At 67.1% G+C, this 26,648-nt stretch carries 28 protein-coding genes; 17 read left to right on the top strand and 11 right to left on the bottom strand.

Features of this window, described 5'->3' with window-relative positions:
- Positions 1–269 precede the first annotated feature (269 nt).
- From BM113_RS09800 to BM113_RS09790, 3 genes are read right to left on the bottom strand one after another with little or no spacing between them, the layout of a single operon-like run.
- Complete coding sequence (locus BM113_RS09800; protein WP_177209141.1) at positions 270–800, bottom strand: nitroreductase/quinone reductase family protein; 531 nt, start codon at positions 798–800, stop codon at positions 270–272.
- A gap of 27 nt (positions 801–827) precedes the next feature.
- Positions 828–1,712, bottom strand: a complete 885-nt coding sequence (locus BM113_RS09795) for an SDR family oxidoreductase (protein ID WP_089787534.1) — start codon at positions 1,710–1,712, stop codon at positions 828–830.
- Positions 1,709–2,083 carry a DUF6069 family protein gene (locus tag BM113_RS09790; RefSeq protein ID WP_394327716.1) on the bottom strand — a complete coding sequence of 125 codons (375 nt, stop codon included), beginning with the start codon at positions 2,081–2,083 and terminating at the stop codon, positions 1,709–1,711. Before BM113_RS09790 ends, BM113_RS09795 begins: the two co-directional genes overlap by 4 nt.
- Positions 2,084–2,278: 195 nt before the next feature.
- On the opposite strand from BM113_RS09790, the gene BM113_RS09785 reads away from it, so the two are divergent.
- The 6 genes from BM113_RS09785 (at position 2,279) to BM113_RS09760 (ending at position 5,956) form a co-directional block, all read left to right on the top strand.
- Positions 2,279–2,650 carry a winged helix-turn-helix transcriptional regulator gene (locus tag BM113_RS09785; RefSeq protein ID WP_089787532.1) on the top strand — a complete coding sequence of 124 codons (372 nt, stop codon included), beginning with the start codon at positions 2,279–2,281 and terminating at the stop codon, positions 2,648–2,650.
- Positions 2,651–2,847: 197 nt separating this feature from the next.
- Positions 2,848–3,654, top strand: coding sequence for a helix-turn-helix transcriptional regulator (locus BM113_RS09780; RefSeq protein WP_089787530.1), 807 nt, complete (start codon positions 2,848–2,850; stop codon positions 3,652–3,654).
- A gap of 234 nt (positions 3,655–3,888) precedes the next feature.
- A complete protein-coding gene (locus BM113_RS09775) occupies positions 3,889–4,062 on the top strand; it encodes a DUF1059 domain-containing protein (protein WP_089787528.1) in 174 nt (57 codons plus the stop codon).
- A 3-nt stretch (positions 4,063–4,065) separates the two neighbouring features.
- Complete coding sequence (locus tag BM113_RS09770) at positions 4,066–4,671, top strand: OsmC family protein (RefSeq protein WP_089787526.1); 606 nt, start codon at positions 4,066–4,068, stop codon at positions 4,669–4,671.
- 11 nt (positions 4,672–4,682) lie between these two features.
- Entirely contained in the window at positions 4,683–5,450 is a 768-nt protein-coding gene (locus BM113_RS09765) for a methyltransferase domain-containing protein (RefSeq protein WP_089787524.1), read from the top strand.
- A gap of 5 nt (positions 5,451–5,455) precedes the next feature.
- Entirely contained in the window at positions 5,456–5,956 is a 501-nt protein-coding gene (locus tag BM113_RS09760; protein ID WP_089787522.1) for a hypothetical protein, read from the top strand.
- 622 nt (positions 5,957–6,578) lie between these two features.
- Here BM113_RS09760 and BM113_RS22860 read toward each other — a convergent pair.
- Together BM113_RS22860 and BM113_RS09750 are read right to left on the bottom strand one after the other, a co-directional pair.
- Positions 6,579–6,710 (bottom strand): hypothetical protein, encoded by a 132-nt coding sequence (locus BM113_RS22860; protein WP_281244011.1) that lies wholly within the window; start codon positions 6,708–6,710, stop codon positions 6,579–6,581.
- A gap of 106 nt (positions 6,711–6,816) precedes the next feature.
- Positions 6,817–7,050 (bottom strand): DUF6684 family protein, encoded by a 234-nt coding sequence (locus BM113_RS09750; protein WP_007142595.1) that lies wholly within the window; start codon positions 7,048–7,050, stop codon positions 6,817–6,819.
- 138 nt (positions 7,051–7,188) lie between these two features.
- On the opposite strand from BM113_RS09750, the gene coxB reads away from it, so the two are divergent.
- The 3 genes from coxB to BM113_RS09735 all read left to right on the top strand — a co-directional run bounded on the left by coxB (position 7,189) and on the right by BM113_RS09735 (position 10,396).
- Positions 7,189–8,028 (top strand): cytochrome c oxidase subunit II, encoded by an 840-nt coding sequence (coxB, locus tag BM113_RS09745; protein WP_089787518.1) that lies wholly within the window; start codon positions 7,189–7,191, stop codon positions 8,026–8,028.
- On the top strand, positions 8,025–8,441 hold the full coding sequence (locus BM113_RS09740; protein WP_089787516.1) for a DUF6789 family protein: 417 nt from the start codon (positions 8,025–8,027) through the stop codon (positions 8,439–8,441). Before coxB ends, BM113_RS09740 begins: the two co-directional genes overlap by 4 nt.
- A 128-nt stretch (positions 8,442–8,569) precedes the next feature.
- Positions 8,570–10,396 carry a cbb3-type cytochrome c oxidase subunit I gene (locus tag BM113_RS09735; RefSeq protein ID WP_089787514.1) on the top strand — a complete coding sequence of 609 codons (1,827 nt, stop codon included), beginning with the start codon at positions 8,570–8,572 and terminating at the stop codon, positions 10,394–10,396.
- A gap of 19 nt (positions 10,397–10,415) precedes the next feature.
- On the opposite strand, the gene BM113_RS09730 is transcribed toward BM113_RS09735, so the two are convergent.
- Together BM113_RS09730 and BM113_RS09725 are read right to left on the bottom strand one after the other, a co-directional pair.
- Complete coding sequence (locus BM113_RS09730; protein ID WP_089787512.1) at positions 10,416–10,958, bottom strand: DUF6789 family protein; 543 nt, start codon at positions 10,956–10,958, stop codon at positions 10,416–10,418.
- Positions 10,959–11,227: 269 nt separating this feature from the next.
- Positions 11,228–11,650, bottom strand: a complete 423-nt coding sequence (locus tag BM113_RS09725; RefSeq protein ID WP_089787510.1) for a DUF7541 family protein — start codon at positions 11,648–11,650, stop codon at positions 11,228–11,230.
- Positions 11,651–11,765: 115 nt separating this feature from the next.
- Between BM113_RS09725 and BM113_RS09720 the strand changes: the two genes are divergently transcribed.
- Both BM113_RS09720 and BM113_RS09715 read left to right on the top strand, forming a co-directional pair.
- Entirely contained in the window at positions 11,766–12,671 is a 906-nt protein-coding gene (locus BM113_RS09720) for a cytochrome c oxidase subunit 3 (protein ID WP_089787508.1), read from the top strand.
- A 105-nt stretch (positions 12,672–12,776) separates the two neighbouring features.
- Entirely contained in the window at positions 12,777–15,236 is a 2,460-nt protein-coding gene (locus BM113_RS09715; RefSeq protein WP_089787506.1) for a heavy metal translocating P-type ATPase, read from the top strand.
- A gap of 129 nt (positions 15,237–15,365) precedes the next feature.
- Here BM113_RS09715 and BM113_RS09710 read toward each other — a convergent pair whose 3' ends face one another.
- Together BM113_RS09710 and BM113_RS09705 are read right to left on the bottom strand one after the other, a co-directional pair.
- Entirely contained in the window at positions 15,366–15,863 is a 498-nt protein-coding gene (locus tag BM113_RS09710) for a DUF8162 family protein (protein ID WP_089787504.1), read from the bottom strand.
- 197 nt (positions 15,864–16,060) lie between these two features.
- A complete protein-coding gene (locus BM113_RS09705; RefSeq protein ID WP_089787502.1) occupies positions 16,061–17,272 on the bottom strand; it encodes a thiolase family protein in 1,212 nt (403 codons plus the stop codon).
- 136 nt (positions 17,273–17,408) lie between these two features.
- Between BM113_RS09705 and BM113_RS09700 the strand changes: the two genes are divergently transcribed.
- Together BM113_RS09700 and BM113_RS09695 are read left to right on the top strand one after the other, a co-directional pair.
- Entirely contained in the window at positions 17,409–17,681 is a 273-nt protein-coding gene (locus BM113_RS09700; RefSeq protein WP_089787500.1) for an MTH865 family protein, read from the top strand.
- Between the two features lie 107 nt (positions 17,682–17,788).
- Complete coding sequence (locus BM113_RS09695; protein ID WP_089787498.1) at positions 17,789–18,061, top strand: DUF7511 domain-containing protein; 273 nt, start codon at positions 17,789–17,791, stop codon at positions 18,059–18,061.
- Between the two features lie 73 nt (positions 18,062–18,134).
- On the opposite strand, the gene lrpA1 is transcribed toward BM113_RS09695, so the two are convergent.
- A complete protein-coding gene (gene lrpA1 / locus BM113_RS09690) occupies positions 18,135–18,563 on the bottom strand; it encodes an HTH-type transcriptional regulator LrpA1 (RefSeq protein ID WP_089787496.1) in 429 nt (142 codons plus the stop codon).
- Between the two features lie 151 nt (positions 18,564–18,714).
- Here lrpA1 and BM113_RS09685 point away from each other — a divergent pair, with 151 nt between their 5' ends.
- Positions 18,715–19,035 carry a hypothetical protein gene (locus tag BM113_RS09685; RefSeq protein WP_089787494.1) on the top strand — a complete coding sequence of 107 codons (321 nt, stop codon included), beginning with the start codon at positions 18,715–18,717 and terminating at the stop codon, positions 19,033–19,035.
- Positions 19,036–19,170: 135 nt separating this feature from the next.
- On the opposite strand, the gene BM113_RS09680 is transcribed toward BM113_RS09685, so the two are convergent.
- A complete protein-coding gene (locus tag BM113_RS09680) occupies positions 19,171–20,442 on the bottom strand; it encodes a cytochrome D1 domain-containing protein (RefSeq protein WP_089787492.1) in 1,272 nt (423 codons plus the stop codon).
- 118 nt (positions 20,443–20,560) lie between these two features.
- Between BM113_RS09680 and BM113_RS09675 the strand changes: the two genes are divergently transcribed.
- The 3 genes from BM113_RS09675 (at position 20,561) to carB (ending at position 26,588) form a co-directional block, all read left to right on the top strand.
- A complete protein-coding gene (locus BM113_RS09675) occupies positions 20,561–21,097 on the top strand; it encodes a DUF5815 family protein (protein WP_089787490.1) in 537 nt (178 codons plus the stop codon).
- Between the two features lie 99 nt (positions 21,098–21,196).
- Entirely contained in the window at positions 21,197–23,116 is a 1,920-nt protein-coding gene (locus BM113_RS09670; protein ID WP_089787488.1) for a rhomboid family intramembrane serine protease, read from the top strand.
- A 304-nt stretch (positions 23,117–23,420) separates the two neighbouring features.
- Entirely contained in the window at positions 23,421–26,588 is a 3,168-nt protein-coding gene (carB, locus tag BM113_RS09665; RefSeq protein ID WP_089787486.1) for a carbamoyl-phosphate synthase large subunit, read from the top strand.
- Positions 26,589–26,648 lie beyond the last annotated feature (60 nt).

Here is a 26,648-nt window from a genome sequence, read left to right as displayed (position 1 = left end):
ACCACCGGTAGGGCACGCTCATTTATATAATGGATCGGAAAAGAGCCTCTATCGCTCGTTTTCTGGGGTTTATATCTCTCAAAACAACTTTGTTCCACCAGTTCGTGTTACGGATTTCAGTCATCTGAACAAGGTTGAACAGCGGGAAAACAGATGACCGAATTCGGGGGTATCGGGCCTTCCGTATCGGATGTGTCGGATTATGCGGTGTGTAGCGGTGGTTTCGGGCCAGCACCGAAAGGTTTCAGGACGACTCTCCACCGACGAACTTAGCGCACCGGGGGATTGTCGTCGGTCAGTTTGATCTCGATGACGACGGTTCCCGTGACACCCTCCTCCAGTTCGCCCATGGTCGGTTCCCCGTCGCCGTTGATTCGGATGCCAAAACGCCGGGCGGCGTCGGTTCCGTGTCGGTCGATGAACTCCTTCATGTACTCCGCGACGTCGTCCGGCTCCGAATACGGCGTCGCAACGCCCGATCGGGACTCCCCCCGGAGATGAAGCCCGACCTCCGCCCCTCCTTTCGGATTCCGCCACCAGGAACTGTGCGTGGTGATGATGATACGACCGTCTTTCACCCAGTCCCCGACCGGAGTCGAGTATTCGTTGCCGGTCTTTGCGCCGGTGAACGTCAGCACCGCCACCGAATAGCTGACCAGGGGGTGAAGCGGCGACCGCAACAGCAGTTCCACTAGGGGATTGATGACTGTGTAAGCGGCCTCCGGAACAGGCAGGCCGCGCGTTTCGACGTAACTCTCGTCGTCGCCCTCGATCGTACCGTTTCCCCGACCGGCACCCACGCTCGAGTCGGCGTCACTCGTGGCCAGTTAGCTGACGGTCGTGGTTTCGGAATCGGCCCGAAATTCGTCCGCATACGCGTCGACGAACGCTCGCATATCGCGTGGCCGCCGACCGAGAATCCGCTGACTGTCCCCGGTAACGCGACCGGCTAACCCGAGGCGTGCCGTCGTGTAGATGCCACACATGAGCACGATAAAGCCCAGCCCCGTTCCGCGTCGACGCATGCGAGCGCCGAACTCCAGTACGGAGGGCCGCGGATACGTAATCGACCGCTCGAGAACGTCGCTAAAGACGCTCGCGACCTCGTGATAGTCCAACGCTTCGGGGCCGGTGAGGTCGTAGGCTCGATTTTCGTGGCCCGATTCGGTCAGTACGATCGCCGCGATTTCTCCGAGGTCCCGTGCGTCGACGAAACTCGTTTTGCCGTCGCCGGCGGGGACGAATATCTCGTCGTGTTCGACGACGTCGGTCCGGTGAACCTCGAGGAGGTTCTGCATGAAAAACGAAGCCCGGAGCAGCGTGTGGGCAGCGTCGGTCGCCACGACCCGTTTCTCGATTCGGTGATGCGGGACGAGGACGTTCTTCTCCGCGCCCAGCGTGGAAAGATACGCGATGTGGGCGACCCCAGCGCGGTCCGCCGCCTCGGCGAACGCCGCCACATCTCCGTCGCCCACCGTGGGCGGCCGGACGAGAAAGAGGCCGTCGACGCCGGCTACCGCTGGTCCCCACGTCTCGGGTTTCTCGAAATCGAACTCCACGACGTCAGCGTCGGCGGCGTCCGGCAGCGTCGACTGCGCGGCTTCCGGATCGCGAACGCCGACTCGGACGTCACCGGGACGGTCCGCAAGCGCGCCAACGACGTGTCGTCCGACCGTTCCGGTCGCTCCCGTGACGAGAACCGTCCCCGTCAACGTTCACGCCCCCAGTAGACGAGCGTACCGACCGCCGCGGCGGCGACGACCACGTGCATGATCATGAGCAGGACGACGCCGAGTACGGTGGCTGCCGGGTCGACGGCGAGCAAGGCGACGTCTGGAACGAACGAGAGGACCAACACACCTCCGGCGACGCGTACGAAGGTGCGGTCGACGTCCGCTCCGTACCGGGCCATCAGGCCGTAGACGACGGTCGCACCGACGGCTCCGAGCGCCGACAGGAACGCGACCGGCGGGAGCGTCAACGCCTGAAATCCGGGGGCGATATCGAACGTTTCGGCTCCGACGACCAGAGCCGCGTTTGCGAGCACGGCGAGTACGACGGCGAGTCCGCCGCGAACCGGCAGAGATCGGCCGTAACGCCGCCTTCGTGTGGTGATGTTTTCGGTCACACCCTATAATACGAGTTTTGAAGTAATATACTCTCAACTTCGCAGTATAGGAGTCACTACCAGGCTTCGAAGCGAGCCAGGCGGCGTTGTACCTCGTCAGCTGTGGCGGGACGGCAGAACTGCTTTCACTACGGATTTCGAAGCGACGGTATGGCCGACGAGAGCCGATCACCACCGCTATCGGACGGCGAACACCCCGCTCGAGAGCTGATGGATCTCCTCGGCCGGGCCCACGCGCTGGCGATTCTGTACTACGTGACGCGGCGGGAACAGCGACCGTGGCGATTCAACGAGTTGGAAGCGGAACTCGACATCTCGCCGAACACGCTGTCGAACCGGCTCGAGGAGTTGACCGACGCGGGCCTTCTCACGCGGCGGTCTTACGACGAGATTCCACCGCGGGTCGAATACGAGGCGACGACGAAGGCCCAGGAACTGAATCCGATCTTCAAGGACCTTCACGCGTGGGCTGAACGACACTGGCCGGAGGCAAACGAGGCGTTCGAAAACGAGGAGCAGTAGGCTCGAAGGGCCCCGCTGTAACCGACGGAATATCCGAAAGACCGTTTACGTCGCACTACCGTTCGAACTCGGCACCCGATTGGCGCGTATCAGGAATCCGAACCGTTTGCTCCTTCGGACGAGAGAAGTTGCGTGTTACAGGTAGACCGCGTCAAGAGTAGGGTGGTTTTTTCAATCCGTCGTCTGTAGCGACACGTATGGGGAATGCTAACACGGATTCACCGATCGACGACATCGCGTACCTTACGCGATCCGAACACCGGGCGCCAGCGCTTATCGCGCTCAGCGTTCGTCCGCGTAGCCGATCCGAGCTCTGGGAAATGACCGGCGTATCGGAGTCCACGATCAGACGGACTCTGAGCGAATTCGAAGCGCGCAACTGGGTGTACAGGGACGGATATCAGTACGAGGCGACACAGATGGGTGCCTTCGTTGCCTCGGCGATAGCAGAGTCGATCGACAGGATCGAAACCGAGCGGCAACTGCGTGACGTCTGGCGATTGCTCCCGGACGAAGAAACAGGTTTCACCATCGACATGTGTTCGGACGCGACCGTGACCGTCGCCGACCCCGAGGAGCCCAGCCGTCCCATTAGCAGGTTCTGTGCGCTTTTCGAGGGGACGGATCGGTTGCGAGTGACCGGACTCGACGTTGCCATGCTCGACTCGTGTAAGACCGAACTCTGCCGGCGGATCGTCGAAGGGATGGAAACAGAACTCATCAACCCGCCGAGAGTGGCGGATTACATCCGCTCGGACTGTCCGGATCTCTTCTCCGAGGCGCTCGAGAGCGGCAATCTCGATCTCCGACTACACGACGACTTACCCCCGTTCGGGGTCGGTCTGTTCGACGACCGAACCGCGATAATCGGGTACGATCCGGAGGGTGTTGCGGTTCGGGTTCTGGTTGACACCGACGGGACCGACCCACGCGAGTGGGCGGAATCGACCTTCACTGCCCACAGACGAAAGACGCCGACGCTCCCACTCGAGAACGACCTGTGAAGGGGCAAGCGGGTGTCGGTGACGGAATCGACAGCGGGCGCGGGTGGACGGTGTACGGTCGTACTTTCGGCCTCATAGCTATGGCGGCGGGTTTTCAGCACCTGAGCGATCGTCAGCGGCTGCAGACTCCGGCGGAGTCTGCGGAGAGCGGTACCTCCTGCCCAAATGTCACAGGTTAGTTATGTGTCCTTGCAACTCTTTACCATACATTGCCGCAAGGCAAGGGAGACCACGATGGCAGACGCATACAAACTCGACTGTGAATCGGAGTCGGCCGATTGCCGCTTCATCATCCAGTCGGAGAACGAAACCGAAGCGATCGAACTGGCAAAGAACCACATGCAGGAGGACCACGGGCAGGACTACTCGGACGACGAACTCCGGGAGGCTCACCTCCAGGTCGTCTGATCTATGGGAACCGAACGACACCTCTCCCATGGCGTCGATACCGAGGAACTCGACGCGTTCGCGGAACACGCCGCCGAAAACCCCGAGGACGTCCAGCTCGGACTGAGTGCCCGATCGATCTACGAAGGGACGTGCGCCCACAGTCTGGCGACGATAGACTCGTACGTCCTCGGCGGCGAGACGATCGACCGCGGTACCCGGGCGTACACGATCCCGTACGGCGGGTGGAAGGAAGTGCTCGAGGCCGGCGGCTGGGTCGAAGCGACGGATCGGATGGAACCGATCGAGGTCGCGCTCTCCGCACTCGCCTCGTGCATCAACGTCGGCATCAGCATCAATGCCGTCGCGAACGGCGTCGACATCGACCACCTCGAGACGCGCGTTCGTACCGAGTTCGACCCGAGCGTCCTCTTCAGCGTGGAGGATCTCGGGAACGCCGACACCGTGTTCGAAAACTTGACCGCGGAGGTCGAGATCGAGAGCCCCGACCTCGACAAGGACGAGGTCGACGAGTGGGCCCGGCGGGCGCCGGTCTACAATCTCGTCTCCCTCGACCAGGAGGTCAACCTCACGGTGACTACGCCTGCCGAGGTGGGCGCCGACGACTAGGGGGGAGACACATGGCAAACTCACTCGACGTCGACAAACTGGAACGGGCTGTCAAGTCGGTCTATCAGGACGTCGCGGCGGAGCCGGACGAGGAGTATCACTTCGAGATGGGCCGCGAACTGGCGGAGCGTCTCGGCTATCGGCCGGAGCACCTCGATCACGTTCCCGTGGCGGCGACGGAATCGTTCGCCGGCGTCGGATACCATTTCGACCTGGCCGATATCGAGGAGGGAGACGACGTACTCGACCTCGGCAGCGGATCGGGGATGGACGCGTTCGTCGCGGCCCTCCACGCCGGAGAGAATGGTCGCGTGATCGGGCTGGAAATGACGGACAAGCAACTCGAGAAAGCCAGGACGTTGCGCGACGCCGCGGGGCTGGAGCACGTCTCGTTCGAGCACGGGTACATCGAGGACGTTCCCTTCGACGATGGGACCTTCGACGTGGTCATCTCGAACGGGGTGATCAACCTCTCGCCGGACAAGCCGAGGGTGTTCGAGGAAGCCTCCCGAGTGCTCGCCCCCGGCGGTCGGCTGGCTATCTCCGATATCATCAGCGAGGAGGAGATGCCCGAGAGCATCAAGAACGACGAAGACCTCTGGGCGGCCTGCATCGGTGGGGCCCAGCAGATCGACCGGTATACGACGGCCATCGAGGCAGTCGGCTTCTCGGTGACGGAGGTCCGGGAGAACACGCAGTACGAATTCGTCTCGGAGCGGGCGGCCAACGCGTGCGAGAAGTACGGCGTCAAGAGCATCTCGCTCGGAGCAACCACGTGATCACTATGGCGACAAACCAACCGACTGCGGACGAACAGCAAGAGCGAGTACAGTACGAGTCACGGCTCCGGAACGGGTCCCTGCTGATGACCCTCGCGGGGATCGGGTTCGTCGGCTACGGTGTCGTGTTCCTCGTAATGAATTTCGTCGGGAGCGGCTTCGAAATCGGCGTCGGTACGTTAGGCGGGATGACGTCGGCCGACCTCGACCCGACGGTGGCGTACTACATCAGTCACCTCCACGTCGCCACCGCCGCGTTCATCATCTCGACGGGTATCGCCGTTGCGAGCCTCTCGTGGTACGGCGTGCGCCAGCGGCTCACCTGGGCATGGGCGACGGCGATCGTCGCCGCCGTCGTCGGCCTGGCGCTCGCGTTACCGATGCACTGGACGGGAGACGCGTTCGCCCACGACTGGGTGACGCATCTCGGACCGATCTACCTCGCGACGGTCGTGTTCGTCGTCGGGGTTGCGTTGTCGTATCCAGGGGTTCGAAACGCCGGCTGATTTCCCCGATCATGTTTTCGCTCGCTAGCTCAGTAGCGTTCGTCGTACTGCATACGAGCCACGGCGCGGAGGTGACCTTCACGGAGTACCTGTTTCGGGTCCTCGTGTCTCTGTTGCTCATCGGTGCTCTCGGTGTCACCGCGTTCTGGACCGTCCGGGCACTCGGAGTCGTCTCTTCGGGACTCCACAGACGATGGGACGGTCGACGGGGAGCCGAACGCCGTTCTCGACGCTGAGTCGTCGGTCACAGCGGGACAGCGCGGAAGCCCACGGTTTTAGCCGCGGGAGTGTGTCAGAGAACGGACAACCTCCGTCTTCGGCCTGTCCGACTCGAGTCCTGGCTCACACTTCGTAGGCGTCGACGAATTCCGACGGCCCCCGTTCGCGGGCGGCGCTCGGCGACGCCCCGACGTTCACAACTCCGTCGTCGCACTCGCGGCCGTCGATGGGAACCGGCCGCCGACGTATTCGCCCCGCAGGTCGGACGAACCGCAGTCGTAGTCGTAGCAATCCCCCGGACGTCGAACCCCTCCATCGCGGTGTCTTCGGTGTGAATACCGGCCTCACGAAGTTTGGGGTTCGAACGGAAACCGATCGCCTCGAGGGGCGGTTCCGACGCCGACTAGAACGGGACGCTCGCGCCGGTAAACGCTGCGAGGTAGACGAGTCCAGCCACCAGCGCGAGCAGGAGGACGGCCATCATGTACGCGAACGCTCCCTGGGGCGTGTAGACGGACGGGAACCGGTGCGCCATCGGTTACGTATACGAGCGCCGACCGCTTAAACTCCCGACCGGCAATCGTCGTCGGGAACGGGCGCGCCGTGTGCACCCCGTCGATCCGACGCCGACCCGCGCTCGGTCACCCCGACGACCGGGTCGCGTCCCGTTCGATCACTCTGGCGACGAGGTACGTGGCACACACGAGGACGAGCAGCGGGAACAGCGTCAGCGTGTGGGTGAGGACCACCGCCAGCGGATCGAACTCCCAGGGCGATGCGACCTCGAAGAGTACCGCGAAGTAAGCGAGGATGAGCACCGGGACCGCGTTGATCGAGATGTCGACGACCGTTTCTCGAGAGAGCCACTCGAGCATACTCCAGCGTTCGTCTGCGAGCGGAATAAACCGTACCCCGGATCGCCGGGGGCGAACCGCGGGCAGTACGGAGCCGAGCGGAACCGGCTGTTCCCGGACAAACGCTTATGACGGGAGTTGATGTAGGCCACCCCGTGGATGAGACGAACCCACCGGGCCGCCGTCGCGGCCGTGCTGTTCGGCGTCGCGCTCGCGGCGGTCCCGATCGTCGCCGTCGCCGGTTCGGGATCGGGGTCGGTTACGAATCAGCTCATCCGGCGGCTCAACCGGCAACTGCTCTATCTCGCAGTGCCGATCGCGGTCCTCGTCGAGGTCATCCTCCTCTATACCGTCTGGCGGTTCCGCAGCGACGGGAACGGCGACGCGGAGCCCCGACCGACCCGTGAGAACCGACAACTCGAGATCACCTGGACGATCGCGACCGCGATCGTGTTGCTGTTCGTCGGCACGGCGTCGTTCCACGCGCTGGCCCACCCGGCGGTATCGACGCTGCCCAACGGCCCCCACGGCGGCCAGGAACCGGGCGGCGCGCCCGAGGGGGCCGTCGAAGTGAACGTCACGACCGAGCAGTGGGAATACACCTTCGAGTACCTCGACGAGGACGTGACGACCGACGACGAACTGGTGCTCCCCGCGAACCGGCCTGTGTACCTGTACGTCACCTCGGAGGACGTGATCCACTCCGTCCACGTGCCCGGGCTGGGCCTGAAACAGGACGCCGTACCGGGCGAGACACACCTCATCCGTACGGAACCGACGGAGACCGGGGAGTACCGCCTGTACTGTGCCGAACTGTGCGGGGAGGGCCATCCCGAGATGCTGTCGACGGTCCGGGTGGTCGACGAGGACGGGTACGAATCGTGGCTGACGGAACGAGCGGACGGAGACGCGGACTCCGGATCGGACGACGAGTCGGGCAACGGGGCGGACGACGGGTCCGACAACGAATCGACCGACCGTGTCGGAGGCGGTCCATGAAGCGGTTCTCGAGCGCGATCGCCGGCGGCGTCGCCGGGACCGCGGTGATGTCGCTGCTGCTTTTGTTGCTCGAGGTCGAAACCCGATCGGCCCTGAAGGTCTTCTACGTGATCGCCCGGTTCATCGGGACCCCCGACGACCCGGCCGTCGGGTTCGCGCTGTTCGCCGTCGCCGGCACGGTCGCCTGGCCGCTCCTGTTTCTCGCGCTCGAACCGTACCTCCCGCGCGGACCCGATCCCGCCGCCCGAGGGGTCGTGTTCGCCTCGATCCTCTGGCTCCCGTTCGTGATCACGGGGCGGGGCGACATCGGCGGACCGCTGCTGGTCTTCTTCGGAGCGTACACGCTGTTCGCACACTGGGCGTACGGCTTCACCCTCGGCGCGGTGTACGGCCGACTGTTCCGGCCCGCGTGATCGACGACCTTGCCGTGTGTCGACACAAACCTTTACCAGCCGTTCGTTGAAGTCGGTTCCAACCGGGCGGTCCCGGTCCCGGTCCCGGTCCAGATCCGCCGGTCGGCACCGCCGTCCTACGATTCACGATGCTCGAGACGATCCCCGGAGTCGTCGTCGCCGCGGTCATAGCGGCCGCGCTCCTCGCGTACTATCGCCTCCGCAGCGGTCGACCGGCGCGATCGTTCGCCGACGGCGGAACCGCGTCGGTAACGGTCGGATTGACGGGAACGGAGAAACCGGCCGGCCTCCTGCGATGGTTCACAACCGTCGACCACAAGGACATCGGGCTGTTGTACATCCTGTTCGGGACGGCCGCCGCGCTGTGGGGCGCGACGGACGCGATGATGATCCGGACCGAACTGCTGGTACCCGAGACCGCGATCTGGAACGTCGAGACGTACAACGCGGTGTTCACGACCCACGGGTTCACGATGCTGTTTTTCTTCGTGACGCCGGTGTTCACCGGCATCGCGAACTACGTGTTGCCGCTGTTGCTCGGGGCCGACGACCTCGCGTTCCCGCGGATCAACGCGATCGCGTTCTGGCTGCTCCCCCCGTCGCTTCTGCTGGTTCGGGGCGGGCTGATCACGGACGTTATGGGGATGGTCCTCGGCGTGCTTCCGCTCGACGTCTCCGCGCTCGAGGCCCTCGAGCCGGTCGGGATGGGGTGGACGATGTACACGCCCTTGTCGGTCGAGATGGCGAACCCCCAGATCAGCGTCGCGTTGCTCGGGTTGCACCTGAGCGGCGTCGCCACCACCATGGCGGCGATCAACTTCATCGTCACCGTCCTCACGGAGCGGCCGGACGACCTCGGCTGGGACAGGCTGGACATCTTCTCGTGGAACATCCTCGTCACGAGCGGGCTGATCCTGCTTGCCTTCCCGCTGCTCGGCAGCACGCTGATCATGCTCCTGCTCGATCGGAACTTCGGGACGACGTTCTTCGCGATCGAGGGCGGCGGGCCGATGCTCTGGCAGCACCTGTTCTGGTTCTTCGGTCACCCCGAAGTGTACATCCTGGTGTTGCCGGCGTTCGGGCTGATCAGCCTCATCCTCCCGAAGTTCTGCGGCCGACGGCTCTTCGGCTTCCGGTTTATCGTCTACTCGACGATCGCGATCGGGGTCATGTCGTTCGGCGTCTGGGCCCACCACATGTTCGCGACGGGGATGGACCCGCGGCTACGCGCGAGCTTCATGGCCGTCTCGCTGGCGATCGCGATCCCGAGCGCCATCAAGGAGTTCAACTGGATCGCCACGATGTGGAACGGGCGGCTCCGACTCGACGCCCCGCTGATCTGTATCATCGGCGGCCTGAGTACGTTCGTCGTCGGGGGGATCACGGGCGTCTTCCTCGCGGCCGTGCCGGTCGACCTGGTGCTGCACGACACCCACTACGTCGTGGGCCACTTCCACCTCATCGTCGTCGGCGTCATCCCGCTTGCGATGATCGCGGCGAGCTACTACTGGTTCCCCCTGATCACCGGCCGGATGTACAACCAGCGGCTCGCGAGGGTACAGTCCCTGCTGCTCGTCGTCGGGAGCTTCGTCACGTTCCTGCCGCTGCTGGTGCTCGGCTACGAGGGGATGCCCCGCCGGTACGGCGTCTATCCCGCGGAGTTCATCACCCTCAACCAGATCGCCTCGCTCGGCGCCCTCGTCCTCGGCGTGAGCGTGGTGCTCTGGCTGGTGAACATGGTCCAGTCGGCCCGCGTCGGTCCGGTCGTCCGCGACGCCGACGTCTGGAACCTGAAAGAGACCGGCCAGTTCACCCGCGAGTGGCAGTGGTTCGAGGAGCGACTCGAGGAGCGCCGCGACGGTTCGACGCGGCCCGAGTCGAGCCCGGAACGGACTCGAGCGGGGGAGGATACCGATTCCGACTCCGACTCTGACTCCGATTCCGGGTCCGACTGAAAACGCCCCTCGACCCGCGCTACACGGAGTGTTGGGGGACGTACGCGAGCCGTTGCATCACCCGTCCGAGCACGTAGCCGTAGACCCAGTGGGCCGCAAGCGACAGTCCGAGGAACAGCACGCCGGCGTACTCGCCGGGCCAGAAGGCGAGGACGAAGCCGGTCCACATGATCGTCGCGAAGGTGATCCCGCGGGCGGCCCGGGGCTGTCGCGGCGGCAGGAACGCGCCGGCGACGACGAACAGCAGCGGCAGGGCGACGGTCCCGCCGGCGACGAACACGAGAACCCCGAGCAGGAGGTTCGGCTCGAGGCCGAGCACACGGCCGAGTTCGGCGACGTCGACGAGCGTCTCCGCCCGAAAGAGGTCGAAGAAGAAGGGCGGAACGAAGAGGATCGGGACCATCGCGACCAGGCCGACGGCGCCGCCGACGAACGCAGAGAGCACGACGCGGAGGGTGATGTCGAGCTCCGCGCCCAGCTCGTCCCGGTCGACCGGCGCACCCGAGACCGCCTCGGCCTGCTCCGCGGACGCGTCCGGACCCGGCTCGTCGGCTCCGCTCATCGTTTTCCGGACGTACCACGTTGCGGGTAATAACTGTCGGGCAGTCCGTGGCCTGCCGAACGGGAGCCTCGAGTTCGCTACTCCGAACGCGAACGACGGCGACGGCGGGAACGGCGACGACGGCATCGTTTTACGTCGCCGCGTTGGAGCGCCGGTATCGGCATGCCCCGGAAGGAAACGCTCGGACTACTGCTGGCCGGCGTCGCGCTCGGCGTCTTCGCGACCGCGTTCGTCGTCGCGTTGCTCTAAGCCGGTGTGGCGGGCCGCACTCAGTGCTCGAGGTCGCCGTGTGACCCCCCGCGGCGACTCGAGACCGCGGGTCCGGTGACGCCGGCGACGATCAACAGCGCCGCCGCGGCGAGGACGACGGCCGCCCGGACGGCGACCCCGTCGGTCGCGGCGGCGTCGACGAGTGCCGCCGGCGTTACCGCGGGTGCGACGGCGATCCAGACCGCCGCGCTGACGCCGGCGACGACCACCCCGACGAGCCGCAGCGGCCGCCACGGATCCGCCGCGTACCCGGTTTCGTGGAGCAGGCCCGCGACGCTCGCCCCGACGGCGAGAACGCCGACGACCGCGATCACCACCAGCCCGAACAGGACGCCGGCCTCGGTCGCCACGATCCCGATCGCCGCGATTAGCGGCCACGCGCTCGAGCGCTGCTCGGTCTCGCGGTCCCGGTCGCGTTCCATGCTCCGGCCGACCACGCGAAGCGGTATGAAGCTACCCCCGGCCGACCGCTCGCACGGCCTCTGCGCTCGATTCGCCGGCCGGACGTTTTTGCGAACGGTTCCCGTATTCGGCGGTATGGGGTCCGCCGTCGACGCCGAGGGCGAACCGAACGCACAGAGGGGCCGAGAACACGGACACGGCGACGGACACGACGGCGACGGTGGCCACGACCCGCCGGCGCCCGACGACTGGCCGCGAGGGTTCGGCGAGGCGAGCTGGTGGCCCGTCGTCACCGCCGTCGGGATCGCCGGCCTCTACTTCGGCGTCGCGCTCGTCCTCCTCGCCCGCGGCGAGGACCCGCTCGTCGGACGGCGACTGCCGCCGGTCGTACTCGTCGGCGGCACCGCGGTCTTCCTCGCCGGCCTGTACGGATGGACCTACCACGGGTTCGTTCGCTCCTACCGGGAGCGGGCCGAGCCGGCGGTCGGCGACGCGGTCGACCTGCACTGGGGAATGGTCCTCTTTCTGGCCACCGACGTCATGACCTTCAGCGCCGGCTTCGTCTACTACTTCTTCGTTCGGACGGGTTCGTGGCCACCTGGCGAACTCCCGCCGCTGCTCTCGTCGCTCGTGCTCGTCAACACCGCCGTTCTGATCGCCAGCAGCGTGACGTTACACGTGGCACACGAGGGAATCCGCGACGGCCACAGGCGGCGGTTTCTCGCCCTGCTCGGGCTGACGGTGCTGCTCGGGCTCGTCTTCGTCGGGGGGCAGCTGCTCGAGTACTACGAACTCCTGGTCGTCGAGGGGACGGGCGTCACCGACGTCTTCGGGAGCGCCTTCTTCGCCCTGACGGGGCTGCACGGGCTCCACGTCGGCCTGGGTGTGGCGTTGCTCTCGATCGTCTTCGTCCGGGCCCTCGCGGGCCAGTTCTCCGCGGAGCGGCACACGGCCGTCTCGACGGTGTCGATGTACTGGCACTTCGTCGACCTCGTGTGGGTGATCCTGGTCGCGACGCTGTACGTCGGGTCGGTCGCGTAGCGTGTCGCCCCGGTTACCCCGTTCGGGCGCCCGTGCGACCGCGGGCGACCGTCGCCGGCCGGAGTTTCTATACCCCCCGCGTGGTAGGCCGGCACGTCACCCCTCATGACGGCGTGTACCCTCTGTGGACTCCCCGTCGGCGACCGCCCCGTCCGCGAGGACGGTCTCGAGGGAGCGTTCTGCTGTCGCGGCTGCCTCGAGGTCCACCGGATCCGGGACGGCGCCGACGACGCCCCGTCGCCGGACGAGGTCGACGGCGAGGGATCCATCCTCCCGGCCGACGCGAGCGACGCCGACGCGTTCGAGACCGGCGACGGGGACGAGACGCTGGAGACTGCCTTCCTCGCCCTCGAGGGGATGCACTGTACCACCTGCGAGCGGTTCCTCGAGGCGGTCGCCCTCGGAACGGCGGGGATTCGTGAGGCGCGGGCGAGCTACGCCACCGAGATGATCCGGCTCCGGTACGATCCGGAGACGATCGACCGCGAGGAACTGCCGGCGGCGCTCGATGGGTTCGGCTACCGCGCTCACGATCCCGGGGACGACCGGGAACGGGAGGGAAGCGGCTTCGACCTCGGGAAGTACCGGACGGCGTTCGCCCTCCTCCTCGCGATGCCCGTCATGGCGCCGTACCTGCTTTTCATCTACCCGACGTACCTGGGGCTGTACCCGGCGTCGTTTCTCCACGGCTCGACGATCCGGACGATGGTGTTCGTGCCGCTCGCCCTCTGGAGCACGCTCGTCCTCCTGGGACTTGGGTATCCGATCTTCAGGAGCGGCTACGTCAGCCTGGCCGTTCGCCGGCCGAACGTCGACGTCCTCGTCTCGATCGCCGTACTCGCGGCGTACGCCTACTCGCTCGCGGCCTTCGCGGTCGGCTCCCGGCACGTCTACTTCGACGTCGCGGTGATGGTGCTGGTCGTCGTCACCGTCGGCAACCGCCTCGAGACGGCGGTCAAACGCCGGGCGGTCGACGCCCACGCCGACCTCGCCGCGGCCCGCGAGACGACGGTCCGACGGGTTTCGGGGAACGGTTCGCTCGAGGAGGTTCCGCGGGAGGCCTGCGACCCCGGCGACCGGGTGGTCGTCAATCCCGGTGACCGGATCCCCTTCGACGGGACGGTCGTCGACGGGACGGCGACGGTCGACGAGTCGTTCGTGACCGGCGAGTCGATCCCCAGGTCGGTCGCGAGCGGCGACGCGGTCGTCGGCGGGGCCGTCCTCTCGGACGGAACGCTCACCGTCGCCGTCGACGACTCGAGCACGCTGGATCGGCTCGTCGAACTGCTCTGGGAGGTCCAGAGCACCGAGGTCGGCCCCCAGCGGCTCGTCAACGCGTTCGCCCTGGCGTTCGTCCCGCTGGTGATCGTGCTGGCGGGCGTCGCCGCCGCCCTCTGGCTCGCCGCCGGAGCGTCGGCGGAAACCGCGCTGTTGATCGGCCTCTCCGTCCTCGTGGTCTCCTGTCCGTGTTCGCTCGGGATCGCCACGCCGCTCGCGCTGGCCGCCGGGAGCGGCCGCGCGGCCGAGGCGGGAGCCGCCGTGCTCTCGGCGAACGCGCTCGAGCGGATCACGGACTCCGAGATCGTCGTCTTCGACAAGACGGGAACGCTCACGACCGGCGAGATGACGGTCGAACGCGTCGTCGCCGACGATCCGGAGGCGGTCCTCGAGCGAGCGGCGGCCGTCGAGTCGCGGTCGAACCACCCGATCGCGGACGCGATCGTCGAGGCGGCGCCGGCGACGGAGCGGGCGGTCGACGGGTTCGAACGGGACCCGCGGGCCGTCTCGGCGACCATCGACGGGCGACGCGTGACCGTGGGACATCCGGCGGCGTTCCGCTCGGACCGGGCGTGGACCCTCCCGGACCGCTTCCGGGAGGCGATCGAGTCCGCACGCGGGGACGGCTGTCGCCCGACCGTCGTCGGCTGGGGCGGCGTCGTCCGCGGCGTCGTCGCGGTCCGCGACCGGCCGCGGGAGAACTGGGCGGACGTCGTGGCCGCGCTGGCGGCCGACGGTCGCCGGATCGTCGTCCTCACCGGCGACGACGAGCGCGCAACGGGGTGGCTCCGGGACCACCCGCACGTCGACGACGTGTTCGCCGGCGTGCGGCCCGCCTCGAAGGAGGCCGTCGTCAGGGGGCTGCGGGAGGACGGCACGACGACGATGATCGGGGACGGCACGAACGACGCGCCGGCGCTCGCGCGGGCCGACCTGGGCATCGCGCTCGAGGAGGGCACGGACGTCGCGATGGACGCGGCCGACGTCGTCGTGCGGGGCGACGACCTCGGGGCGATCCCGACGGTGTTCGAGGTGTCGCGATCGACACGTCGCCGGATTCGAACGAACCTCGGCTGGGCCGTCTGTTACAACCTCCTCGCGATTCCGCTGGCGATGGTCGGCGCGATCAACCCGCTCGTCGCCGCGCTGATGATGGGGGCGAGCAGCCTCGTCGTGGTCGCCAACTCGTTCCGGAGCGCGGGCGGTTTCGGGCCGGATTGGCTCCGAAGATCGGAGCCGGAGTCCGCGACGGAGTCCGGACCCGAGCCCGGGATCTCGGCCCGGTAACGGCGGCCGATTCGAACGTCGTCAGTGTTCTTCGTGATGGAAACCGGCGGTATCGCGGGGACGAACTGCACGCTCGGGAAGCCGGGGCGTCGGGGCCACCGGTGATCGGATCGACGCGGCGCCGGCCGGTCAGTATCCGCCGGGAAGCGAGAGCACGAGCCCCAGGACTGCGAGCGGGACGGTAAACAGCGCCGCGTACCAGATCCCGCCCGCACCGAGGAGCGCCCACGTGGACGCGTCGTAGCCGTGTGGGTCCCAGTCGATCCCCAGCCGTGGCAGCGCCAGCGCGCCGACGAGGGGCGTCCCCGCGGCGTAGCCGACGAACAGCACGGCGGTCACGCCGAGTATCGGCGGCCCCCAGAGGGCGTCGGGCCCGGCCCTCGTCACGGCGACGAACGGCCCGAGGACGAACGGCAGCGACGCGGCGACGCCGACGACAGCGTAACTCGGCGCCAGCGAATCGGACGGTGGCAGCCGGACGAACAGGGTCCGGATCCGACTCGAGAACAAAAACGGCGTCCACAGCAGGGCCGCTATCGCGCCGGGAACCAGCAGGGACGCGGCGAGAAGCAGCCACCCGACCGCGTTCTCGACCGCCGTTCCCGAAAGGAGGAGCGCGTCGTTCACTACGACACGAAAGTCACTTCAGTGACAACTATCTTCCGGTCCGTCGACCGGATCGGCGATTCAGCGGCGGGACCGCCGCCGACTCGAGCGGAGGGCCCGGTCGAGTCGGTCCGGGGGCAGGAAGTACGGCCAGGAACCTCGAGTCGAAGACGACTGGGCGGCCACCAGCGGACCGATCCCGCGCGTTCGTCCGATCCTCACACCCGCTCGATCACCGTCGCGATCCCCTGCCCGAACCCGATGCACATCGTCGAGAGGCCGATCTCGCCCCCCGTCCGCTCGAGTTCGTGTGCCAGTTTCCCCAGCAACGCCGCCCCGGTCGCGCCCAGCGGGTGGCCGTGGGCGATCGCACCGCCGTTGACGTTGGTCCGCTCCCAGGGGGCGCCGGTCTCCTCGAGCCAGGCCGCGACGACCGAGGCGAAGGCCTCGTTGACCTCGAAGAGATCGATATCGCCGACCGTGAGTCCGCTCTTCTCGAGGACCTCCTCGGTGGCCGGAATCGGCCCGGTGAGCATGGTGGTGGGGTCGACGCCGACGACCGCGGTGTCGACGATCCGGGCCATCGGCTCCCAGCCGTGTTCGGCGGCGGCCGCCTCGCTCGCGATCAGCAGCGCCGCGGAGCCGTCGACGATCCCCGAGGCGTTGCCGGGGTGATGGACGCCCTCGCCTTCCTCGCGGAAGGACACCGGGAGGTCGCCGAGCGTCTCGAGGTCGGTGTCGGGCCGCGGGTGTTCGTCCCTCTCGACGACGACCGTCTCGCGGGTCGGTTCACTCCCCGTTCGACCGTCCTCGCCGTTTTCCACCTCGAGTTCGGTCTCGACGGGAACGATCTGGTCGTCGTACCGTCCGTCCTCCCAGGCTTCGGCCCACCGCCGCTGGGAGTCGAGGGCGAGTTCGTCGACGTCGCGCCGGGAGAGGTCGTACTCCTCGGCGATCCGTTCGGCCCCTTCGCCCTGCGTCGTCAGTTCGTCGAAGTGCTCGAAGTAGGTGTCCGTGACGGCGTCGTCCCCGGCGAGGCCGTCGACGCCGTCCGATCCCAGCGGTACCCGGGTCATGTGTTCGACGCCGCCGGCGACGAGGACGTCGTGCTGGCCGGCCATCACGTTCGTCGCGGCGAAGTTGACCGCCTGCTGGCCCGAGCCGCACATCCGGTTGAGCTGGACCCCGGGGACGCCCTCGCCCCAGCCGGCGACCATCGGCGCGATGCGACCGACGTTCAGCCCCTGCTCGTCGACCGGCGTCACGCAGCCGTAGATCACGTCCTCGATCGTCTCCGGGTCGAAGCCGTTGCGCTCCTCGAGGGCCTCGAGCGGTTTCGCCGCCAGATCCTGCGGGTGGGTGTCGCGAAAGGATCCGTTCCGGTCGCCGAAGGGGGTTCGAACCGCGTCCACGATGACCGCGTCGTGCATACTCGATAGCTGTCGCCGTGCCGATATAGGGGTTCCGGGGCGGTCGGCGCTCGGGTCCGACCCCACGAAACCGCTCGAGCGGAGCCACCCCGACCGTCACCGAACAATTATCCGACCGCCGGCCGAACGTCCGGCGATGACCGAACCCGACGTCTCCGACATCCGCGAACAACTCGTCGACGCGTTCGACGGGGCCGACTATCCGGTATCGACGCCGATGGACCTGTTGCCCGCCCTCCCGAACGGGCCCGCGACGACCTTCGAGTCGGGCGAGTTCTCGATGTCGATGATGCAGATCCACAGTACGGCCGACGTGGATCCGAAAGAACGGTTCCCCTACGAGAGCCCTGAGGCACTGGCGGACGACATCATCGACGGACTGCAGGACGCCGGCGAACTGCCGGAGTGATGGGGCGACCCCCGTACTGACCGATCGTCACCGATCAATATTCCTCAATATCACAACTAGCAGCGGCTTTTACCGTCCGATCGAGACTCGTATCCGTCGACACAGTCATGACGGGACCCTCGAGCGGACACGACGGACGCGATATCGACGGGGACTGCCACCGCCGGCGCCAGCGAGACCGGCGATCTCGTTCGGCCGACACCCCCTCCCGGCCGGTCGAGTCGGACCTCGAGTCGGACCTCGAGGCCGTCGTCGTTCGGTACGAGGACGGCCCGGACCGGCGGACGATCACCCCCCGGAAGTGCGACGACGCCGAACGGCTCACGACGTGGCTGTCAGCAAACGCTGACGCGTTCGTGGAACTGGGTGCCATACGATAACGGGACCGTAGGCGACGACCGGCGACGGCTCGACCTTCGAGCGGACGACGCTCGCGGGTCGCATCCGGACGGGTTACTTCAGTCGCTCCTGCAGGAAAGAGGGGTGTGCCGCCGTGACCCCTTCGATCTCGAGCAGTTCCTCCGAGATGAACTCGCCGAGGGAGTCGCCGTCCTCGGCCCGTACTTCGGCCATCAGCATGTGGTCGCCGCTCGAACTATACAGTGCCTCGATCTCGTCGAGTTCCTTCAGCGTCTTCGTCGCCTCGACGTAGCGTTCGCTCGCGACGTCGAGCCCGACCATCGCGATCGTCTGACTCGAGAGCTTCTTCGGGTCGATCTCGGCCGAGTAGCCGACGATGACGCCCTCGTCCTCGAGTTGGTTGATGTACTTTCGCACCGTTGGCTTCGAGACGCCCGCCCGCTCGGCGATCTCGGCGTACGAAGCCTGGGCATCCTCTTCGAGAACCTCGAGGATGCGATCTTCCGTCGCCTGGGTACTCATGTGAGACTGTTTTGCTCGGACGGGAAAATATCTTTTGTATACGAAAACGTCGGATCTCCTAACGGAAGCCCCCGCGAACTGCCGGTTTCTTCCCCGGTAACGGCGGCGTGATCGTCGGACTTATTCGAACCGTCCCACCAGTTCGGAACGGATGGTCGACCCCAACTACGTCAGCGGCGGCGTCTGGTTCGTCTGCGGGCTCGTGATCTGTTACCTCGGCTATCTCATCGGGATCCGGGGACGGGCGGACCTCCACACGGACTACGACGAGGAAAGCGGCGTCGATCCGGCGTACGTCTCCCGCTGGGCCGGCGGCACGGCGCTGGCGATGGGGCTGCTCGTCGTCGGTTACGGGATCCGGGAGGCGATCTACGGCTTCCAGCCGTACGCGCTCGGCGCGTTACTCGTCGCGTTGCTCGTGTTGAGTTACGTGACGAGGCTGTTCGCTCGGGGGTACGGCTACCGAGAGTGATACTGTTGGACAGAAGTCAATACGAAGCCGATCGTGAATTCGGCGTCGTCGCCACCGGTGACGACTCCAGGGGAACGATCGGCTTCACGTAGTTCTGTCCGACAGTATGAGACGACCCGTTTTTCATCGGGCCCGTCAGGGATCCGTCGCCCTCGTCCCGAGGAACGACCCAGTCGGCGTCTCGAGGCCGTCGATCTCCGTCCTGAGGTCGCCGCTTTCGGCGTCGAAAACGAGCAGTTTCCCGGCGTCCCAGAGGCTGACGTAGACCGAGTCGCCGTCGCGCGTGAACTCGGGATGCAGCGACCGCCCCTCGCCCCACTCGCTCGTGTCGATCACGTCCGCGACCTCGAGGGTGTCGGGATCGATCCGGTAGAGCAGTTCGTTCCGATCGCCGGAGTCGAAGATGACGTCGCCCCAGACGGCATCACAGTCGGGGTGGGAGTTGAGGAACATGCCGTCCCCCGGGACCTCGACGTCGGCCACGGGCTCCCACCGCTCGAGGTCCCAGGCCGTCACCGCGTCGGTCATCACGGTCGCGGCGAACCCCAGACCGCGGTCGCGGTCGATCGCGCCGGGGCTGGGGTGGGGCGGTCCAGCGGTCGGGATCCGGTCGACGACTTCCCGCCGTTCCGTATCGAGCACGAACAGACACTCCTCGCCCTGCGAGGCCAGGAAGCAGTGCCGCTCGTCGGGCGCGAACAGGGCGTCGTGGAGTACGGGACCGACGGGTACGTCGTCGACGACCGGGAACGAGTCGGAACCGCTGTCCGTGCCGTAGTCGACGAACCAGACCCGTCCCGCGTCCTTCAGCGCCACCAGGAAACACCGCTGGCCCGGCACGTCGAGTACCGTACAGACTCGAGAGGGAACGCTTTCGCCCTCCGGGTCGATCCCGTGGGTCCGGATTCGCGTTAGCGGCTCGAGGGTGTCGGCGTCGAAGACGACGACGTGGTTCGGGTTGTAGTACCCCGCACAGACGTACCGCGAGTCGGCCGAGACGGCGATCGACCGCCCGGACGTCCCTCCGCGGACGCGGGCGACGAGGCGGCCGCCGTAGAGGTCGATCTTCGACACCCATCCCTGTCTGGACTGGACGTAGGCGTGGGCCCCCTCGCGGGTGTTCTCGGGGAGCGACCGGTGAAAGGCGATCGAGTGGGGACCGCGGCCGACGCCGTCGATGCGGGCGATCCGCTCGTGGCGGACCGTATCGACCAGCGAGACCGCGCCGGGCCGGCGCTCGGCGACCGCGAGCAGGTCTCGGAGATCCGCGAGCTCGTGTCGCGGCGTCGACGGAAGCGCGTCGGTCTCGTCGTCGACCGGCCGCTCCCGCGATTCGGCGATCTCCTCTAAGCTTCGATCGCCGAACGACGGGGGTCTGACCGTGCTGGCGGCGAGTTGCTGGCTCATCGCTGTGGTCGGTTCCGGTTGCCGCCGGAGGGTCAAATAGTCGGGCCGGAACACGTTCGTCCCGCCGGTCCCTTCTCGAGTCGTCGCCCTTATGACTCGGCCCGCCCTACCGGGACCAATGGCAGAGCCCCGCGTACCGGGTTCGGATCCCGAACGGTCGCTCGAGCTTCCCTGCGGGAAGACGCTCGACCCCCACGACGTCGGCCTCGGGATGCGCGACTACGACTGTTCCTGCGGCGCGTCTCACGCCGTCGTCACCGACGCCCACCCGCCGTCGCGGTTCTTCCCCGAGTCGCTCGTCGCGGTCCTCCAGGAGACGATCGAGACCGACGACGAGTTCGAGCAGTTCGGCATGCCCCATCTCATGGGCGTCGCCATGGAGGAGTTCCCCGAGAAGACCGTCACCTACGACGGCAGCGACGACGGCGCCGTCGGCTACGCGATGCTGTGGGTCTTCGACTTCGACTCCCGGCGGCTCCACGAGGTCGTCGTCGAACTCGTCGTCGAACTGATGGAACACGCGATCAGCCACGCCGAGGACGACAGTGCGATCACCGAGTTCGAGTCCCAGATGCTCGAGTTCGACGTCGCCGAGTTCGTCGAGCAGTACCGGGCCCAGCGGGACTTCGAGAGCGCACACGACGGCGCGATCTGATCGTTTTTCGGGGCCCTAGAGAGGAGACCGCGAGACCGAAGAGGGCTCGACTCGTAACCAGACCTTTGTTCGTCGGGTCGAAATCGTACTCGTATCACGATGCCACTCGATCTCGATCCGACCCGGATCGTACTGGTGCTCGCGGCCCTGCTCGCCCTCGGCTTCGTCTGGTACGCCGAGGGACGGGGACGGTGGCGGGCGCTGGTCGCGGACCGATTTCTCTACGGTGTTCCGTGGGGGACGCTGGTCACCGTCGCGCTTCTCGTCGCGTTCTACGGCATCGTCCAGGCCGGACTGCGGACGTGGAGCGAACCGCTGACGCTGCCGTTCATCACGTGGTCGTACTTCTACCCGACTGGACTGCTCACGGCGGGCGTCGCCCACGGCTCGCCGGCCCACCTGGCGTCGAACACCGCCGGGACGGTCGCGCTGGCCCCCATCGCGGAGTACGCCTGGGGCCACTACCCCCCGGCGGGAACCGATCGCGGAGGCCGCGACGCCGGGACCGCCGCGGGCGGCCCGCTGGCCCGACCCTGGTTCCGCGCGGTCGTCGTCTTCCCGGCGGCGTTGCTCCTCGCCGCGTTGCTGACGGCCGTCTTCGCGCTGGGGCCGGGACTGGGCTTTTCCGGGGCCGTCTTCGCCATCGCCGGCTTCGCGGTCGTGAACTACCCCGTCGCGACGGTCGTCGCCGTCGTCGCCACGAGCGCGCTCCAGATCCTGTACGAGGCCCTGACCCAGCCCGTCGTCCGGGAGGTCCTCGAGGTCGGGCCGCCGAGTCCGCCCGCCTGGGCCGGCGTCGGCTTCCAGGCGCACCTCCTCGGGTTCCTGCTCGGGGCCCTAGCGGGGCTCGCGCTGCTCCGACGGCGCGGCCGTCGGCCGGCCGGGGACCGGATCTTCTTCGGTGTCCTGCTGTTCGGGATGGCCCAGGCGCTGTGGCTGCTGGTGTTGACCGACGAGGACGTGTTCTTCCTCTACCGGGGGGCCGGGGTCATCATGGTCTTCGGGCTCGCGGTGGTGACGATGGTCGCCGTCGCCGGGAGTGACAGGCCGGTGCCGCGGCTCCTCGCGGCGCTGCCGACGTCGCGGGTGCCGGGTCGCCGACGCCTCGCCGTGGGCTGGCTTCTCCTGCTCGCCGTCGGCTTCCTCGCCGGCGTCGTCGGCGCGTTCCTCGACGAGTACTCCCCCATCGTGACGATCGCGCCGCTGGCCCTCCTGGTCGGCCTGCTCGCGCTCCCGGCCTTGCCAGCCGTCCTCCCCGACCGCTGGATCTCGAGTCCGCTCTCCCGGCGACAGGCGGCGGTCGGCGTCCTGCTGGCGTTTACGGTGCTCGTCGCGGTGCCGAGCGTCCCGCTGAACATGCTCGTGGTCGACGGCGGCCCGCCCGGCGACGGCGAAGTCGAGGTCGGCGGCTACGCCGTCACCTACGAGCGAAACGCGACGGTCGGCCAAACGCCGGTCATCGATCCGGGCCCCCTTCCCGCCGAGGACGAGGCGGAAGACCAGTTCGAGAGCGAACTGAGCGGCGTGATCGTCGTCAACGACGACCGCGAGATCTGGACCCTCGGCGCCCGGGACTACACCCTCGAGCACGACGGGAACGCGACGGTCGAGGTCGGCGGTCTCGACTGGCGCGAAACCGTCGCCGTTTCGCGAAGCGGGTGGGACGTGATCGGCAACGACACCGCATACGCGGTCGACCTCGAGGTCGGGACCGACACCGTCTCCGAATCGGGCGACGCGACACGCTCGTTCGCGTCCGAGCCGATCGAAGCGGCGGCCCGGATCGACGGGCAGACGATCGCGCTCGCTCCGGGCGACACGGCGGGCGATCCCTTCGAACTGCGCGTCGACGACGGGGATTCCGTCGACGCGGTCGCGGTGCCGTCGGTCAACGAGACGGCGACGATCGGCGACCTCGAGTTCACAGCGGAAGAGGGCGAGGACGGGATCCGCCTGTTCGCGACGCCGGACGCGAGCGACACCGAGGTCCTGGTCGCCGAACGGGAGACCTACGAGTAGCGGCCCCGCCGCTTCGATATTCGTACCGGGTCGTGATCCGTGAGCTTGCCCACGACTCGAGGCGGCGATCGAGGCGCGTTTTCTCGCGGTTTCACGGTCGATCCATCCCGGGAGCCGAGCGACTGCCAGGGGGCCGGGCCCGTCATTCGTCGTCGCCGCGAGATCGGATTCCGGCAACCGCCCCGTCGTGCGGGCCGAAACGGGGACGATCGCGCAATCTATTCGAAATTCGAAATTCGATTGCGAGATTCGTACTGTATCGTGGGGCTTATTACGATGTACGAACTCCGGACGAACAAGACAAATGAGTACGGACACCGACGACGCGACAGGGGACGGCCGCAAAATCCTGCTCATCGGCAGTGGACCGATCCAGATCGGGCAGGCTGCCGAGTTCGACTACTCCGGCGCACAGGCCTGCCGCGCGCTCCGGGAGGAAGGCGCGGAAGTCGTCCTCGTCAACTCCAACCCGGCGACGATCATGACGGACCCGGAGATGGCGGACCAGGTCTACATCGAACCGATCACGACCGACGCCATCGCCGAGATCATCCGGGAGGAGAACCCCGACGGTGTCATCGCCGGCCTCGGCGGTCAGACCGGACTGAACGTCACCGCCGAACTCGCCGAGGAGGGGGTCCTCGAGGAGCACGACGTCGACATCATGGGGACGCCGCTCGATACGATCTACGCGACGGAGGACCGCGACCTCTTCCGTCAGCGCATGGAGAAGATCGGTCAGCCGGTTCCGGGCTCGACGACCATCTCGCTCGAGGAGGGCGAGTCCGTCAGCGAACTGACCGAGGAGGACCTCACGGAGCGCGTCCAGGAAGCCGTCGACGAGGTCGGCGGCCTCCCCGTGATCGCCCGCACGACCTACACGCTCGGCGGGAGCGGGTCGGGCGTCGTCCACGAGTTCGACGAACTCGTCGAACGCGTCCGCAAGGGACTGCGCCTCTCGCGCAACAGCGAGGTGCTCATCACCGAGTCCATCGCCGGCTGGGTCGAGTACGAGTACGAGGTCATGCGCGACGCCGACGACTCCTGTATCATCATCTGCAACATGGAGAACATCGACCCGATGGGGATCCACACCGGGGAGTCGACGGTCGTCACGCCCTCCCAGATCGTCCCCGACGAGGGTCACCAGGAGATGCGAACCGCGGCACTCGACGTCATTCGCGAACTCGGTATCCAGGGCGGCTGTAACATCCAGTTCGCCTGGCGCGACGACGGTACCCCCGGCGGCGAGTACCGCGTCGTCGAGGTCAACCCGCGTGTCTCCCGCTCCTCCGCGCTCGCCTCGAAGGCGACGGGCTACCCGATCGCCCGCGTGACCGCGAAGGTCGCCCTGGGCAAGCGCCTCCACGAGATCGAGAACGAGATTACGGGTGAGACCACGGCGGCCTTCGAGCCGGCGATCGACTACGTGGTCACGAAAGTTCCGCGCTGGCCCAAGGACAAGTTCGACGACGTCGACTTCGAACTCACCACCGCGATGAAGTCGACCGGCGAGGCGATGGCCATCGGCCGCAGCTTCGAGGAGTCGCTGCTGAAGGCGCTGCGCTCTTCCGAGTACGAACCCGACGTCGACTGGGCCGACGTAAGCGACGAGGAACTCGAGGAACAGTACCTCGCCCGCCCGTCGCCGGACCGTCCGTACGCGATGTTCGAGGCCTTCGAGCGCGGCTACACGGTCGATGAGGTCGTCGAACTCACGGGCATCTTCGAGTGGTACACCGAGCGCTACGCACGCATCGCCGAGTCGACCCGCGCGGCCCAGGAGGGAGACTTCACCGAGGCCGCGGTCGCCGGCCGCACGAACGCCGCCATCGCCTCCGTGGCCGGGGCCGACGTCGACACCGTCGAACAGCAGGTCCCCGGCCGCTCGTACAAGCAGGTCGACACCTGCGCGGGCGAGTTCGAGGCCGAGACGCCGTACTACTACTCCGCCCGCAAGAACGAGTTCGAGTCCGGCCCGCTCGAGGGTCAGGCCGCCGCGGGCGAACTCGAGGTCGATCCCGACGTCGAGAGCGTGATCGTCGTCGGCGGCGGGCCGATCCGAATCGGCCAGGGCGTGGAGTTCGACTACTGTTCGGTCCACGCGGTCCGCGCGCTGCGCGAACTCGGCATCGACGCCCACGTCGTCAACAACAACCCCGAGACGGTCTCGACGGACTACGACACCTCCGACGGGCTGTTCTTCGAGCCGATCACGGCCGAGGAGGTCGCCGACGTCGCCGAAGCGACCGGCGCGGACGGCGTGATGGTCCAGTTCGGCGGACAGACCTCCGTCAACATCGGCGAACCGCTCGAGGCGGAACTCGAGCGCCGCGACCTCGACTGCGAGATCATGGGGACCTCGGTCGAGGCGATGGACCTCGCCGAGGACCGTGACCGTTTCAACGCCCTGATGGACGAACTGGGCATCGCCCAGCCGGAGGGTGGCACAGCCTTCTCGAAGGAGGAAGCCCTGCAACTGGCCCACGAGATCGGCTACCCCGTGCTCGTGCGTCCCTCTTACGTGCTCGGCGGCCGCGCGATGGACGTCGTCTACGACGACGATGACCTCGAGACCTACATCGAGGAGGCCGTCCGCGTCTCCCCCGAGAAACCGATTCTCGTGGACGACTTCCTCGAGGACGCCGTCGAACTCGACGTCGACGCCGTCTCGGACGGCCGCTCGACGCTGATCGGCGGCATCATGGAACACGTCGAGAGCGCGGGCGTCCACTCGGGCGACTCCGCGTGTATGATCCCGCCGCGCTCGCTCGAGGCGGACACGCTCGCCCGCGTCCGCGAGGTCACCGAGGACATCGCCGAGGCACTGGAGACGAGAGGGCTGTTGAACGTCCAGCTGGCCGTACGCGACGGCGAGGTGTACGTGCTGGAAGCGAACCCGCGCTCCTCGCGTACCGTCCCCTTCGTCTCGAAGGCGACGGGTGTCCCGATCGCCAAACTCGCGGCGAAAGTCATGGCCGGCGAGACCCTCTCGACGCTCGAGGCCGAGGAGCAGATCCCCGAACACACCTCGATCAAGGAGGTCGTCCTGCCGTTCGACCGCCTGCCGGGGTCGGATCCGCGTCTCGGCCCGGAGATGAAATCGACCGGCGAAGTGATGGGCACCGCCGAGGAGTTCGGCACGGCCTACTGGAAGGCCCAGCAGGCCGCCCACAACGCGGTCAGCGAGGGGACCGCCGTCGTCGACCTGGACGTCGACGGCTTCGAGGACCACTTCGACGTCGAAACGTTCGACGACGTGCCGGGAGCGATCCGCGAGGGCAAGGTCGACTTCGTCGTCAGCCGCGACCGCGACACCCTCGAGATGGCGGTCGAGGAGGAGATCCCGTACCTCTCGACCGAAGCGGCCGCGGAGGCCTACGTCGAGGCCCTGAGGTCGTTCGACGGCGAACTCGAGGTCGACTGCGTGAGCGAGCGTCCGAAACGCGGTGCGCAGTGGGGCGACGAGTAGCGAGGGACTGATCGACCGGCGGTTTTCTCCGTTCGCCGTTCTCCGTTCTCCGTTCTCTGT

It is taken from the genome of Natronobacterium haloterrestre (genome assembly GCF_900112205.1).
Taxonomy (GTDB): domain Archaea; phylum Halobacteriota; class Halobacteria; order Halobacteriales; family Natrialbaceae; genus Natronobacterium; species Natronobacterium haloterrestre.
Note: the sequence above shows the minus strand (reverse complement) of the source record. Positions and strands in the feature narration are given on the sequence as shown.